A 14,494-nucleotide genomic window follows, 5' to 3' on the forward strand; every position below is an offset into this window, starting at 1 on the left:
TTAGTTTGATAGAGAGCTTTAAGCTCAGTATCGGACAATCCACCTAGCAGCATACGCCCTTCAGGATCCACCAGAATACGACCCGACATCGCCTCACGGCCTAACAGCATGCGATACCCCATGGCATCGCGGTTTGTTAAGGTGACTTCCACTTCCCAGCTAGAATCAGCAATACCTAAGGTTGTCTTAATGACATACCGGGTTTCTGATGTACCGCTTGAGCTTTTAACCTTTCGACGATCATGAACCGGAGCTTCACAGGACACCAAGGTTTTACGGTTATCTTGTATCGGGCAGATATTAAAACGAACCCAAGGTACACCACCCCGTTTAAAAGGCTGAATATTAAACGCATGCAACGAGGATGTTTTTGCGCCCGAGTCGACGCGTGCCTTAACAGCAGGCAACGCTAAGTCGGGAAAACGACACCACTCTTCAGCACCAACTAATAGTTTACTAAGTCCCATACCAATACCCGAAAAGTACCATAAAAAATTTGCGCCATTGAAACTTGAACGCGCCCTAGGTGCAAGCAATAAATACTAATATTAGGCTGCCGATTCCCATTCGGGAAGGTCATCTTTAAATAAACCCAGCAACGTGTGAATACCTGACATCGGTGCCGCATCTTTATGGGTCACTAATAAGGTCGGAACCTGACTATATTCCGGTGCTAAAAGCACCATAGTCAGATCATTCACATAACGTGATTCTTCAACCACTTTGCGCGGTACTAATGTGAACCCAAGCCCAACGGCAACGCAGCCTAAAATGCCCTCCTGCGTCCCCATGTTCATAATTTCGGTATCGATACGGCCGTTCGCTTTTAGCCAATCCAGCGCTCTTTCACGATACGCACAACCTTCACGGAAAAGGATTAATGAATCAGGAACCTCCATGTTTTTTGCCGACACAAGCACCAACTCCTCCACCAACACCTGCTGGCAGATCAACTGCTCATGTTCAATCGGCCCGCCCACAAACGCACAGTCCAACCGGTAGTTCAGTATATGTTGAATCAGCTCACTGCTGGTCTCGGTCGTTATTCTCGGCAGCAACTTAGGATGCGCTTTACGCAGCATTTGTATAAGCCCAGGCATTCGAGTGGCTGCAAACGACTCCATTGAGCCAATTCTAATCTCACCGACTGACTCACCCACCTGCTTAACCGCCATACACGCCTGCTGCTCAAGGTGAAGCAGTTTATTGGCATACTCCAACAAGGTATGACCCGTAGGCGTTAACTCTAAGCCTCGCCCTTTACGATAGAACAACTCAGAACCCAGCTCCTCTTCCAGACGCTTAATCCGAGCGGTAATATTAGACTGTACCGTATGCAATAAGCGTGAAGCCGCTAACACACCACCTTGCTCTGCAACTGTTTTAAATGTCTTTAATGAGATTAATTCCATAATCCTGCCACTCTTCTCTAAAACCGAACAAACTATTCTTATTAATTCATTTGTAGTGATAGTTTAAGCGAGTTAATCTTCTCAGCACCAGTTATTTATGAACCCAATACTATGACGACTCAATTACAAAAATATAAAGTACTCGTTGCTGGCATCTTTAGTTTGATGCTGATGCTTGGCGTTGCACGTTTTTCTTACACCCCTATGCTACCGATCATGCAAGCACAAGCAGGGATTGGTGATGCCATTGGTGGCTGGTTAGCGACCTTTAATTATATGGGATATATGGCTGGCGCTTTTATCGCCGCCTCAATCAGTGACTTAGTATTAAAAGACAAACTCTATAGGTTGGGGCTTATTGTTGCCATCCTCACAACCGCAGGTATGGCTGTCACTGACAATGTCATCATCTGGGGAATCATGCGTTTTTTCGCAGGGCTAACCAGTGCAGCGGGACTATTGATTGGTTCAGGTTTAATCTTAAACTGGCTCATTAGGCACAACTTTCGCAGTGAACTCGGGATTCATTTTGCCGGCATGGGCTTAGGTATTGTCTTCTGCTCCTCCGTTGTGGCATTAATGGATCTAACGCTTAACTGGCAAGAGCTCTGGTGGTTGTTCGCCGGTCTAGGCGTACTCTTGGCGATCCCTGCGTGGGCTTGGCTTCCACGCCCTGACACCTCAGGTACGACTATTTCAGGCGCTGAAATGGTGGATAATCCTCCCAGCAGACGTTTTCTTTTCCTCATGCTATCCGCCTACTTTTGCGCGGGATACGGTTATGTTATCAGCGCCACGTTTATTGTCGCCATTGTTGATAGGCAGGAAGCACTACAAGGGCTAGGCCCCATTGTTTTCCTTATTGTTGGTTTAGCTGCTGCACCGGCATGTATTATCTGGGACTTAATCGCTCGACAGCTAGGCGTGTTAACCGCTCTGCTCATCGCTTATCTCATACAAATATTAGGCATTATCCTTCCCGCGCTTACCGATTCAGCCGCAGCCGTTATCATAAGTGCCGTACTTTTTGGCGGCACGTTTATCGGAATTGTGAGCTTAGTACTCACCATGGCTGGCCGCTTTTACCCAACAAAACCGGCAAAACTTATGGGTAAAATGACCTTAACCTATGGTGTCGCACAAATCATCGCCCCTGCAATTACCGGCAATTTAGCTGAACGTTTAGGTGACTACAATTTAGGCTTATGGATCGCGGCGGCCATGGTTCTACTCGGTGCGATCATATCAACGGTCTTGATGCTTACGGAGCGGGATGCGGTCTAAAACCATAGGCTTACAGGGGTGGGAAAGCGCCGGCTTTTTTCGCCCATGGGGCTTGCACCGGTAAAGTCCCATCCAGCAATAGACCTTCAAGCACGGGCACTGCATCAGGGCGAGAATAATCGTACAGATTTCTCTCATTTTTAGCGTTTATTTGATCCCTATCCATAATAATGACCTTCCCCTCTTTGTGAATCCCACCGATCCTTTTATACTGTCGCCGATTTAATCGACACACGCTAACAGCAACCATTCACATCAGGGCGGTGCTCTTGCCACTCAGTGCCTGATAACAACAAAAGATACTCAATCAATGATTAACCATAAGCATCTCATCGTGTTGGGCAATGTCCTATTATTTGCATTAATGATGGCATTTTTACCCTTTGAACCCTCCGTTGTAAAAGGCCTGAGCATTCTGCTATTTATTGCCATTCTCTGGCTAACTGAAGCGTTACACGTCAGTATCACCGCGCTGCTCGTTCCTATATTAGCGGTCGCCCTTGACGTATTTGACGCCAAACAAGCACTAGGGAATTTTGCGAATCCTATTATCTTCTTGTTTCTCGGCGGTTTTGCACTGGCTGCGGCCCTCAACGCACAAGGCCTCGATAAAGCGATCGCGAGTAAGGTACTTGATATCGCTAGGAACCGACTCAGTGTTGCGGTACTCCTTATCTTTGTTGTAACCGCCATGCTATCCATGTGGATCAGTAACACTGCGACGACTGCCATGATGCTTCCCCTAGTCCTCGGCATACTGCGCCAGCTAGATCCCATAAAAGAGCGTCACACCTATGTCTTTGTTTTACTTGGGGTCGCCTATTGCGCCAGTATTGGTGGTATCGCAACCTTAGTGGGTAGCCCCCCAAATGCTATTGCCGCCGCACAAACAGGGCTCAACTTTATCGGTTGGATGAAGCTCGCAGCGCCCTTAACTGTGATTTTATTACCGCTGGCCATTGGTATTTTATATTTGGCCTTGCGACCAAACCTTAAACACCGTTTTAGCGTAGAACATGACCCCTTTGTATTAACCTCTTCTCGCATAACAACACTCGGTATTTTTCTATTTACCGTGTTGTGCTGGATCTTTAGTGGCCCGCTTAATGCGTTACTCGGTGGTCTGTCTAGTTTTGATAGTCTCATCGCGATTGCTGCCATTATTCTGTTAGCTTTTTTCGGCGTTGTTGAGTGGAAACAGATTGAACAGACAACAGATTGGAGTGTTTTATTACTATTTGGTGGCGGTTTATGCCTAAGTGCTGTGCTTAAAGCGACCGGCACCAGTGTCTTTCTCGCTCACACTATTGGCGATTTCCTACACACCGCCAGCTCCTTACTTGCTCTATTAAGTATCGTCGCTTTTGTGGTGATACTGACAGAATTTGCGAGTAATACAGCCAGTGCCGCTCTTTTAATACCGGTCTTTGCCGCCATTGCAGAAAGCTTAGGGATGTCACCCATCATACTTTCTACGGTTATCGCTATTTCAGCCTCATGTGCGTTTATGCTACCGGTTGCAACGCCGCCTAATGCGATTGTATTTGGCTCGGGCTTTATTCAGCAACGGGAGATGATGCGCGTTGGTATTTGGATAAACCTAGGCTGCATCGCGGTGATCACCGCGTACGCTAAGCTGTTTTGGGCCGGTATGTAAGTTAAATTTACAACTTAACCTTTAGCCATTTTAGGCTTTGAAACCCGCTTGCGTGTCTTCCTTTTAAAGGCCGCAGCGGGTTTTTGCTTTATACGTTTAAGCAGAGAGGTATCCAGCACTTTTGCCTGGTTGATCATGTCACCCAACACATCGGTTAAGGGCTGCATAAACGCCTGATAGTTGAGTTGTTGCTGGCTAATGGCGTCCAATGAGGCTTCCCACTGCGCTGTCATATCCGGTTTACTGGCACGATCGGGTAAGCTGCAGATCAATGCTCTCCCTGTTTCCGTACTGCGAATCGTTTTATTCTGCCGAACCAAAAACTGACGCTTAAAAAGCAGTTCTAAAATACCTGCCCGCGTTGCCTCCGTCCCCAACCCATCGGTCTCTTTTAGAATCTTTTTTATCGCAGGGTCTTCAACAAAACGTGCGATGCCGGTCATTGCTGAAAGCAGCGTGGCATCAGTGAACGGTTTAGGGGGTTGAGTCAACTTATCTAACAATTCACCCTTGATACAGTGGAGTGCCTGTTGTTTAGCCAGTGCGGGCAAACACACCTCATTATCGTCGCTAGCCACCTTGGCTTGATCATGTGAGCGGCTTTGGCTTTTTTGATACAGGGCTTTCCAGCCCCAAGACAAAATTTGCTTAGCCGTTGCTTTAAAGTCCCCTCCCGCAATCACAACATCAACACGCGTTTCGGCGTAATGATGATCGCTCATAAATTGTGCCAAATACTGCCGCCCCACCAGCTCATAAACCTGTTGTTCGGCTCGGCTTAGTTTAGTTAAATCGAGCTGTCGGTCAGTGGGGATGATCGCATGATGCGCTTCGACCTTTTTATCATTCCACGCTTTGCTTTTACGGCTGAAGTCGAACTCAGTGTGGTACGCTGAAAAATGAGGGCAATGGGCCTGGATTTTAGCCGCGATCTGAGGCGCCTCAGCACGATGATCTTCGGGGAGGTAGCGACAATCTGAACGCGGGTAGGTTAATAGCTTATGCTTTTCGTAAAGAGCCTGACAGGTATCCAGTACTTGCTGTGCACTTAAACCAAACCGTTTATTGGCATCAATCTGTAAGGCTGAAAGATTATAAGGCAGAGGGGGTGTGGCTTTTTTCGGTTTTTTCTCTATATCTTTAACATAAGCCGTTTGGCCACTAATACGAGAAACGACATTTTCAGCGAGCGCCTTTGAAAGGACACGCCCCTCCTCATCGCGCCATTTATCACAGGCGGCGCTTGGCTGCCATTTAGCCGTAAACCCTTCACCCTGCTCGGTTTTTAAATGGGCAAGTACCTCATAAAAAGGTTTAGATTTAAACGACTCAATCTCAAGGTCACGTCTAACCACTAACCCCAGAATAGGCGTTTGAACGCGGCCTACCGATAAAACACCGTTATAACCCGCCTGCCGCCCTTGTAATGTATAGGCACGGGTCAGGTTAATACCATAAAGCCAGTCGGCACGGCTACGGGCTAAAGCCGAGGTTGCTAAGGGAATAAATTCACTATTATCGCGTAATTGCTGCAGGGAACGTTTAACCGATTTAGGGTTTAAATCACTGATCAAGCAACGTTTAATCGCTGTGCGTTTCTGCTTTGGCACCTTTAAATAATCAATCACTTCATCAACTAAAAGTTGGCCTTCACGATCAGGATCACCCGCGTGGACAATTTGATCCGCTTCTTTAGTTAATTTACGCAGTAACGCGATCTGTTTACGCGTTTTAGGCTTAGGTTGCATCTGCCAATTATCGGGAACAATGGGCAGGTGCTCTAAACGCCACTGCTTATAGAGCGGGTCATATTGATCAGGCTCAGCCAGTTCGAGCAAATGCCCAAAGCACCAACTGACAACGTCTCCATTAGCAGCGCGAATACACCCTTCCTCTTTTTTGTGAGGCTTAGGCAATACATCCGCGATGGCGCGGCCGAGGCTTGGTTTTTCAGCAATATATAAAATCATCGAAAAGAACTGTATATAAAAACAGTAATCAACAGTATAGGAATTTAGCCCCGCAATCCAGTAAAAAACCGTCTAGGATAGGACTTGAGGGTAAATAAAAACCTTAGATAGTAACCTGCTGATCATTCAGGCGGGGCGTCCCTATGACAACAGCAAAAGCACAGACCGCAACGGTGTCGTTATCAACGATCATATCAATGAAGAAAAATTAACATAGCTTCAACGGTGCTTGATCAAGCATCGCCATCTGCTCTCTTAATTCTAAAATGTGCTCACCCCAATACCGCTCCGTGTTAAACCAACTAAAGCTATGGGGAAACGCCGGGTCTTCCCAGCGTTTAGCCAACCACGCGCTATAGTGCATAATTCTCAAACTACGCAGTACCTCAATTAGACGAAGCTCGGTATGTCTAAACTCATTAAATTCATTATACCCGTCCACAATTTCAGACAACTGAGCTGTCTGCTCAAAACGATCACCCGATAGGAGCATCCAGATATCCTGCATAGCCGGAGCCATACGCGCGTCATCGAAATCAACAAAGTGAGGCGCATCATCACGCCACAACATATTGCCCGTATGACAATCCCCATGAACACGAATTTTCTTTATCTCACCGCACTGCTGGGTAATTTCATCAATCGCTTGCAGCAGGTCCGCCGATACAGATTCATAGGCAGGTTTAAGGTCCGCAGGAATAAATCTATCGCGAATAAATTCAACACTGTCATAACCAAAATTTTGCGTCGTAATCTCGGGGCGATGGGCAAAAGGTTTAACCGCCCCCACCCGATGCATACGGCCAAGTAGTCGACCTAATACAAACAGGTTATCCATATTGTCCAGTTCAGGCGCATGTCCCCCACGCCGAGGAAAAAGTGAAAACATAAACCCTTGATAATCAAACAACGTCTGCCCCGCCTCATTGACTAAAGGGGTAACAATTGGCAGTTCCTGCTCGGCCAATTCAAAACAGAATTCATGCTCTTCTAAAATCTGCTCACGACGCCAACGGTTAGGTCGATAGAACTTAGCAATCAGTGGCTCTTTTTCCTCGATGCCGACCTGATAAACACGGTTTTCATAGCTGTTTAATGGAAATGTCCGACCATCACACCAAAAACCTTGTGTCTCTACAGCATCCATCAAAAACGCAGGCGTCAATCGCTCAAAGGGGTGGCTCGTATCATGCTCAGACATGGAATTTCCAACTATAAATTATAGAGTTACTGAAGATTACGTTTAAGCCTGAAGGCCTGCAAGCCATTAAAGCGCTATTTTTTAATACGATTTACCACATTAAAAACGATTAAATGCAGGCGCTATGATCAGTTTTTGATATAGTTTCGCAATATCTATATTGAGTACTAAGAGATTGTTATGGCAGGTTCACTGAAAGACCAACTACTAAACATCGGCCTTGTTGATCAGAAGAAAGCGAAAAAGGCCGATTCAGAAAAGAAAAAGCAAAAGAAACAAGCCAATAAAGCCCGCAAATCCGGCCAAGCAGTGGTTGATGAAAAAGCAGCTAAACAGCAGGCGCTCGAACAGCAACGAAAAGAGAAGCAAGAGCGCGACCGCTTACTCAATCTACAGCGCGATGAAGAGCGCCAGAATCGAGAGATTGAAGCCCAGTGCCGACAAATGATCATGCAGCAACAGATCAACCTGCCCGATAACGCAGAGCTCACATATAACTTTGTTTACGATAAAAAAGTTAAAACCATGTACGTTACAAGCGACCTGCAAGCACAATTAATTCGTGGGCAAGTCGCCATTGCAACCTTAGATGAAAAGTTTTACTTAATTCCAGATAAGTTTGCAGAAAAAATTGAGCAGCGCATTCCTGACTATGTTATCCGTGTTCAACCTGAAGAAGAGCCGGATGAAGACGACCCTTATGCGGATTACAAAATACCTGACGACCTCATGTGGTAACAGGCAGCGCTGAATAGCAAACCGCTGTCTATACACCCCGTTGTATAGACAGCGTAGCAACAAGATCAACAATACTGTCTACCACCGATTTTTACTTACGGTGCTTACCTGCCGCCCTAACTCCCCCTATCAACTTCACTAACCTCCCATAATCCCATAGCTCTATACCTGCCTAGGAACTATATTCATAATGTGCACGTTGTTTTATGATGAGCACTATCGTCAGTTATGCATCACATCTCTTCTGTTAATCGGCATGTTAACGGGGCTTTTCGACTGATATAGGCCCCCTTGGCTTATGAAAAGAATTCATATACCTCGGTTTGTATTAAAGAGAAGCGCACAACTGTCGATAACCCGTTTATTGCTATGCTATGGAAATAAACAAATCTGGGTCATAGGGGCCTAATTTTTGTCTGTGGAGGAATTACCCGTGCAAGTTTTATTAAGCAGTCAAGCAGCCTATTCTCAAGTGCGCCAAGAAACCTTGGTGACCGGTGGATTTGCTGATGGCAAAGACAGCAGTGGTCGTTCTGCATCTGCGGCAGATAAGTTAGTCACCAAACTAGCAGAAAACATCCCAGGAATGAGTGCAGCCGAGATGAAAGGTCTCGATGCTAATGATTACTCACCCGAAAAAGTAGCCGCTAGAATCTCAGACTTTGTTGCTCAAGGGTTAGAGCAAGCCCGTTCACGCGGAGCATCTGATGCAGATCTAGATCGCATGTACCAAGCCGCCGTATCCGGTGTTGAAAAAGGCTTTAAAGAAGCCACCAAGATACTCAATGATCTCAATATGCTGACCGATGATATATCAGCCACGATCGATCAAACAAAAGACCTTACGTTTGATGCATTAGCCGGTATCGCACCCACCAATACCACAGCCAACACCACAGCATCGACCAGCCAAACATCGATCTCCGCAGCAGAACGTTATGCCAAAGCGGAGTCGTTCTCAATGGAAGTGATGACGAAAGAAGGCGACAAGGTATCAATCAGCTTTGATAGTGAAGCCAGCATTACCGCCTCTCTTGGTGCCTATACCGACGGAGAAACCAGCGCGGTATCCTTTGGCGTTGACCGTAATGCCAGCAGCAACTTTAGCTTTAGTGTAGAGGGCGACCTCAATACCGAGGAGTTAGACGCCCTCACCTCTCTGATGCAAGACATTAACCTGATTGCAGAAGATTTTTACAGCGGTGACGTTCAAGATGCGTTTAACCAAGCCGCTGAATTAGAAATGGACAAGTCTCAATTGATGAACTTAAATGTAACGATGACCCAGTCGGCAAGTTACTCTGCTGCGGTTGCTTACGAGCAAGTTCAACAGTTAGATAACCCACTGGGTGATAATGGACGTCATTTAGGTCAGATGATCCAAAATATGGATCGCATCATGAGCAACCCGGCACTTGGGTTCCTTGAAGACAGCAACCTGTTCAGCGCTGGCCTATTAGAAAACCTGCTCCATCAAGATGTACGTTACAAAGATGCTGACCAAGAATCCCAGAGCAAACTGGATAATAACTTCGGTTTATTACAAGAGATTATGACCCAGTTTGGTCAGGACAACGCAGACGGTTAACCCCCCTTCTTAATCGCTGCACTATACGTTAAACCGGTCTTATTTAAGGCCGGTTTTTTTTAGCCTCCCATCCATAGGCAAGGGCTGATATGATCGGCCCTATATTCATCGCCATTTGATTAATACCTATGTCCGCCCCTTTTAAGCTCCGCCCCTATCAACAAGACGCCGTAGACGCCACCCTACAGCACTTTCGTAAAACCGATGATGCAGCGGTCATTGTACTGCCAACCGGTGCAGGAAAGAGCTTAGTGATCGCTGAGTTAGCCAACCTCGCAAAACGAAAAATACTGGTACTCGCCCACGTTAAAGAACTGGTCGAGCAAAACCATGCAAAATATGAAAGCTACGGACTCAGCGGCGGTATTTTTTCAGCGGGCTTAAAGCGCAAAGAAAACGACCAACAAGTCACCTTTGCCAGCATTCAATCGGCCTCAGCAAACCTTGACCGTTTTTCAACGGAATACTCCTTGCTGATTATTGATGAATGCCACCGCTTAAATGATGATGAAAACAGCCAATACGGTAAAATTATCGGTCAACTGCGTTCGCGCAACCCCCGCTTAAAAGTATTGGGCCTAACCGCCACACCTTACCGATTGGGGATGGGATGGATCTACCAATACCATTACCGGGGATTCGCACGTAGCAGTGAGGCAAAGCCCTTTAAATATTGTATCTACGAACTGCCGTTAAGCTTTATGATCCGTAAAGGCTACCTCACACCACCTAACTGCGTTGATGCCACGATCACCCAGTATGACTTCTCCGCCCTTACGACTAACCGCTTTGGCAACTATGCCGAAACCGACGTTAATCAATTACTCGGCAAACACCCCCGTGTTACAGAAACCATTATTGAACAAGTACATGAACTGGCCGAAAACCGCCAAGGGGTAATGATATTTGCGGCGACCGTAAAGCATGCAAACGAAATCTGCGGCTACCTGCCCGCAGCACAAACCGCCTTAATTACAGGGGCTACCGACAACAAAGCGCGTGATCAACTGATACAACGCTTTAAGCAGAAAAAACTAAAATTTCTGGTCAATGTATCGGTTCTAACCACAGGGTTTGATGCGCCGCACGTAGATTTTATTGCCATCTTACGCCCAACCCAATCGGTGAGCCTGTATCAGCAAATTGTGGGCCGGGGTCTTCGCCTCGCCGAAGGAAAAACCGATTGCCTAGTGATTGATTATGCGGGTAATCATTTTAATCTACACCACCCTGAAGTGGGGGAAAAAAAGCCGAATCCCGATACAGACCCCGTACAAGTATTCTGTCCCAGCTGCGGTTTTGCCAATATATTCTGGGGAAAAACCGACGCAGAAGGAAACGTCATCGAACATTATGGTCGTCGCTGCCAAGGCCTGCTCGAATTTGACCCTAGCCAAACCATACAACAGGAACCCCAACAATGTGACTATCGCTTTAGGTTTAAGGAGTGCCCCCACTGTAATGCGGAAAATGATATAGCCGCACGCAACTGTCACCGCTGTAAAATGGCGATCATTGATCCCGATGATCAACTAAAAAACGCATTAAAGCTCAAAGATGCCATGGTGATTCGCTGCTCGGGTATGGTACTCAGCACCGAACAAGCACGCTTAAAAGTCACCTATCACGGTGAAGAGGGTGAAGAGCTAAACGAATATTTTGATTTCACAAAGCCCGCACAAAAAGCCATCTTTAACACGCAATTTGGTAAACGTATCGCCAATGCCCAAACACCTAAAGCCCTACAAAGTGTTGCCGATGTACTCGCCATCGAACCACAACTGACCGCACCGGATTTTGTCATCGCTCGTAAACAGAAACACTACTGGCGCGTTCAAGAACGGATCTTTGATTACGAAGGCCGACACCGTAAAGCAAACCAGCTTTAAAATAGGCGTTCAGCCACTATCGACGTTTATCGGTTTAAACCGAAACGTAAAGAACCCGGTAGCGAGCGACTAGGCCGTGTATTAACCATCTATCACTAAAGCGGCGATAACATACGTTCAACTCTGATATCCATACGCATTAGATCCACTGGATCACCGAATTGGCTGTAGATCGCCACATCAGCAGCATCGCGACCATAAGCGATCGCGACACGTCCACCATACCGGCTAGTCTGAGTCGGATCGAATGCATACCAGCGCCCTCCGACATACGCTTCAAACCAAGCGTGAAGGTCCATAGGTTCCAGCCCCTCAAGATAACCAACAACCATGCGCGCGGGGATCGACAAAGCACGACAACAGGCGATACCTAAATGGGCCATGTCCCGGCAAACCGCTTCTGATTTTTCATTCACTTCACAAGCACTAATGATCTCCTGGCCGCTCCCAGGCGAGTAGCGCAGTGTTTGGCGAATATAATCAATAATAGCCGTGCACTGATCATATCCCGGCGCTACGCCGACAACGAGTGATTGCGCTAATTGGATGAAACGATCCGACTCACAAAATCGGCTGGGGAGTAGAAATGGCAGTGTATCTTCAGGTAGGTTTTGCACTTCAACAAAGGGGGCGCCTTGCGCTACATCGAAGGCATCCGCACATTCGATATTAACTGATGTATAGACAGAAAAAGGGCCAGCGGGTGCTACTACCCGTTGACATAAGTTACCAAAGGGGTCGGTAAACTCCACCGCCATAACACTCGGTGAAAACTCATACTGCTCACGGGCGACCCACTGCTGCCGCCCACTGCGAGGACGAAGCATGAGTAAAAAGGGGGTAGCTACAGGGATATTGAAGTCAAGAACACACGAAACATGTAACCACATGAGAAAATCCTGATTAAAGTTAAGTCAAAGGAATTCTATACTCTAAACTGCTTCACAACGGCACGATCCTATTAGACATCGCCCTTCGTTCTTTAAGTACCTAATTATATCTAGCACATCACCTCCACTGCCGCTAGCACTATGGATGAAAAGTGCACGTTAAAGCCTAGAACCGCTTATAAATAGACGAATAGAACGCTGACGAGCAAGTAATGCTATTTTATTCGCAATAATATTTATTTCCTCAAGCTATTAAAAGAAAACCCCTTATAACTAAAACAACCTTTATAGGGCAAATCAATCTTAGAACTGCTCCTGAGAATCGGTATAATCCTGCTCTAAATTTAGTGGGGTTCCCTACCCGGTAACGCCCTATCCATTTATCAACCTGCATTTCAAAAGAACCGTAGGTTTTTTCCTTACTGGTTAGCTTAATTAACAGACGCTAATCCGTAACGAGTTTCATTATCTTGGAGCCTGAAATGAGAGCTAACCCGCTCGCACTACTCCCTCTGCTACTCTTTCTTGCCTTATTTATTGGCAGCGGCGTCTATTACCAGTCCATTAATGTAGATTACGCCTTCTATCAAATATCCGCGCCCGTCGCGATTTTACCCGCAATTGTATTGGCGTTACTGCTTGGCCGTGGGGCACTCAATGCACGCCTAGACACCTTTATCAAAGGTGTGGGTGATAGCAATATTATTACCATGTGCCTTATCTACCTGCTAGCGGGCGCCTTCGCTAGCGTTGCCAAAGCGGTCGGCGGTGTTGATGCAACGGTTAACTTTGGCCTGAGTTTTATTCCTGCACAACTTGTTCTCCCCGGCCTGTTTGTTATTACCGCGTTTATCGCCACCGCAATGGGCACATCAATGGGGACCATTGCTGCAATGACGCCTATCGCCTTAGGACTAACAGAGGTCAGTGATCTATCCCTTCCCCTTTGTGTCGGTGCTGTCGTCGGGGGTGCAATGTTTGGGGACAACCTATCGATCATCTCAGATACCACCATCGCAGCAACCCGATCCCAAGGGTGTAACATGCGCGACAAATTCCGCATGAACTTTAAAATCGCCCTGCCCGCCGCACTCATCACATTAATCTGGCTCTACCTGCAGGGAACCGATGCCAACATTAACCAAAGCACCGATTATCAACTACTTAAAGTGCTGCCTTATCTGATCGTACTTACGATGGCACTCACCGGCTTTAATGTATTTTTGGTACTGTTTAGCGGCATTCTACTTGCCGGCGCCATCGGCCTAAGCGAGCTAGAAACCTACTCAATTGCTCAATACTCCAAAGATATCTATGCAGGCTATACCGGCATGCAAGAGATCATGATTTTATCGATGCTAATCGGTGGTCTAGGCGCACTCATGAAAGCACAGGGAGGGTTAGAGTTTTTAGGTCGCCAGATCGAGCGACTCACCTCTAAAGGTGATCATACTGCCGTTAATCCAAAAGCAGGTGAAGCCGCCATTAGCGCGGCGGTTGTACTCACAAACATCTGCACCGCCAATAACACCATTGCCATTATTATCTGCGGTAGCTTGGCGAGAGATATTGCCGAACGTCAGCAGGTAGACCCCCGCCGTAGTGCCTGCCTCATGGATATATTTTCCTGCGTAGTACAAGGGCTATTGCCTTATGGCGCCCAAATATTATTAGCAGGCTCCATTGCGGGGCTTTCGCCACTGATCATTATTGGCAACATCCACTACACGTGGTTATTAGCCATTATCGCTATAGGCACGATTATCTTTGGCAAATACTCAGCAACGACACAACCCCGTACCGGTTAACCTCCCTAAGGAGGCTAACCTTTGGCCTAAGGTGTGTCTGATCAATCAGCGAGCTTG

Annotated in this window: 11 protein-coding genes and 1 pseudogene; 6 read left to right on the top strand and 6 right to left on the bottom strand. The window is 46.8% G+C overall.

From position 1 onward, the window contains the following. Positions 1 to 68 precede the first annotated feature (68 nt). Positions 69 to 467, bottom strand: a pseudogene (locus tag A3773_RS17995) (ATP-dependent zinc protease family protein); the annotation flags it as partial. An 81-nt stretch (positions 468 to 548) separates the two neighbouring features. Continuing rightward, on the bottom strand, positions 549 to 1,412 hold the full coding sequence (locus tag A3773_RS14420) for a LysR substrate-binding domain-containing protein (protein WP_067987284.1): 864 nt from the start codon (positions 1,410 to 1,412) through the stop codon (positions 549 to 551). A gap of 111 nt (positions 1,413 to 1,523) precedes the next feature. Between A3773_RS14420 and A3773_RS14425 the strand changes: the two genes are divergently transcribed. Continuing rightward, on the top strand, positions 1,524 to 2,696 hold the full coding sequence (locus tag A3773_RS14425; protein ID WP_067987286.1) for a YbfB/YjiJ family MFS transporter: 1,173 nt from the start codon (positions 1,524 to 1,526) through the stop codon (positions 2,694 to 2,696). A 10-nt stretch (positions 2,697 to 2,706) separates the two neighbouring features. On the opposite strand, the gene A3773_RS14430 is transcribed toward A3773_RS14425, so the two are convergent. Beyond that, complete coding sequence (locus tag A3773_RS14430; RefSeq protein ID WP_156473541.1) at positions 2,707 to 2,862, bottom strand: hypothetical protein; 156 nt, start codon at positions 2,860 to 2,862, stop codon at positions 2,707 to 2,709. 144 nt (positions 2,863 to 3,006) lie between these two features. On the opposite strand from A3773_RS14430, the gene A3773_RS14435 reads away from it, so the two are divergent. Further along, complete coding sequence (locus A3773_RS14435) at positions 3,007 to 4,353, top strand: DASS family sodium-coupled anion symporter (RefSeq protein ID WP_067987290.1); 1,347 nt, start codon at positions 3,007 to 3,009, stop codon at positions 4,351 to 4,353. A 14-nt stretch (positions 4,354 to 4,367) separates the two neighbouring features. On the opposite strand, the gene A3773_RS14440 is transcribed toward A3773_RS14435, so the two are convergent. Next, entirely contained in the window at positions 4,368 to 6,323 is a 1,956-nt protein-coding gene (locus A3773_RS14440) for a DNA topoisomerase III (protein ID WP_067987293.1), read from the bottom strand. Positions 6,324 to 6,531: 208 nt separating this feature from the next. Further along, complete coding sequence (locus A3773_RS14445) at positions 6,532 to 7,524, bottom strand: serine/threonine protein kinase (protein ID WP_067987296.1); 993 nt, start codon at positions 7,522 to 7,524, stop codon at positions 6,532 to 6,534. Positions 7,525 to 7,704: 180 nt separating this feature from the next. Between A3773_RS14445 and A3773_RS14450 the strand changes: the two genes are divergently transcribed. The 3 genes from A3773_RS14450 to radD all read left to right on the top strand — a co-directional run bounded on the left by A3773_RS14450 (position 7,705) and on the right by radD (position 11,739). Further along, positions 7,705 to 8,262, top strand: coding sequence for a DUF2058 domain-containing protein (locus A3773_RS14450; protein WP_067987298.1), 558 nt, complete (start codon positions 7,705 to 7,707; stop codon positions 8,260 to 8,262). A gap of 433 nt (positions 8,263 to 8,695) precedes the next feature. After that, on the top strand, positions 8,696 to 9,850 hold the full coding sequence (locus tag A3773_RS14455; protein WP_156473542.1) for a DUF5610 domain-containing protein: 1,155 nt from the start codon (positions 8,696 to 8,698) through the stop codon (positions 9,848 to 9,850). A 128-nt stretch (positions 9,851 to 9,978) separates the two neighbouring features. Further along, on the top strand, positions 9,979 to 11,739 hold the full coding sequence (radD, locus tag A3773_RS14460; protein WP_067987304.1) for a DNA repair helicase RadD: 1,761 nt from the start codon (positions 9,979 to 9,981) through the stop codon (positions 11,737 to 11,739). Between the two features lie 95 nt (positions 11,740 to 11,834). Here the strand turns inward: radD and A3773_RS14465 are convergent, their stop codons facing one another. Further along, positions 11,835 to 12,629, bottom strand: coding sequence for a transglutaminase domain-containing protein (locus A3773_RS14465; RefSeq protein WP_067987307.1), 795 nt, complete (start codon positions 12,627 to 12,629; stop codon positions 11,835 to 11,837). Between the two features lie 482 nt (positions 12,630 to 13,111). On the opposite strand from A3773_RS14465, the gene A3773_RS14470 reads away from it, so the two are divergent. Then, on the top strand, positions 13,112 to 14,437 hold the full coding sequence (locus A3773_RS14470; RefSeq protein ID WP_067987310.1) for a Na+/H+ antiporter NhaC family protein: 1,326 nt from the start codon (positions 13,112 to 13,114) through the stop codon (positions 14,435 to 14,437). Positions 14,438 to 14,494 lie beyond the last annotated feature (57 nt).

Origin of the sequence: Neptuniibacter pectenicola (assembly GCF_001597735.1) — a bacterium.
Classification (GTDB): Bacteria; Pseudomonadota; Gammaproteobacteria; order Pseudomonadales; family Balneatricaceae; genus Neptuniibacter; species Neptuniibacter pectenicola.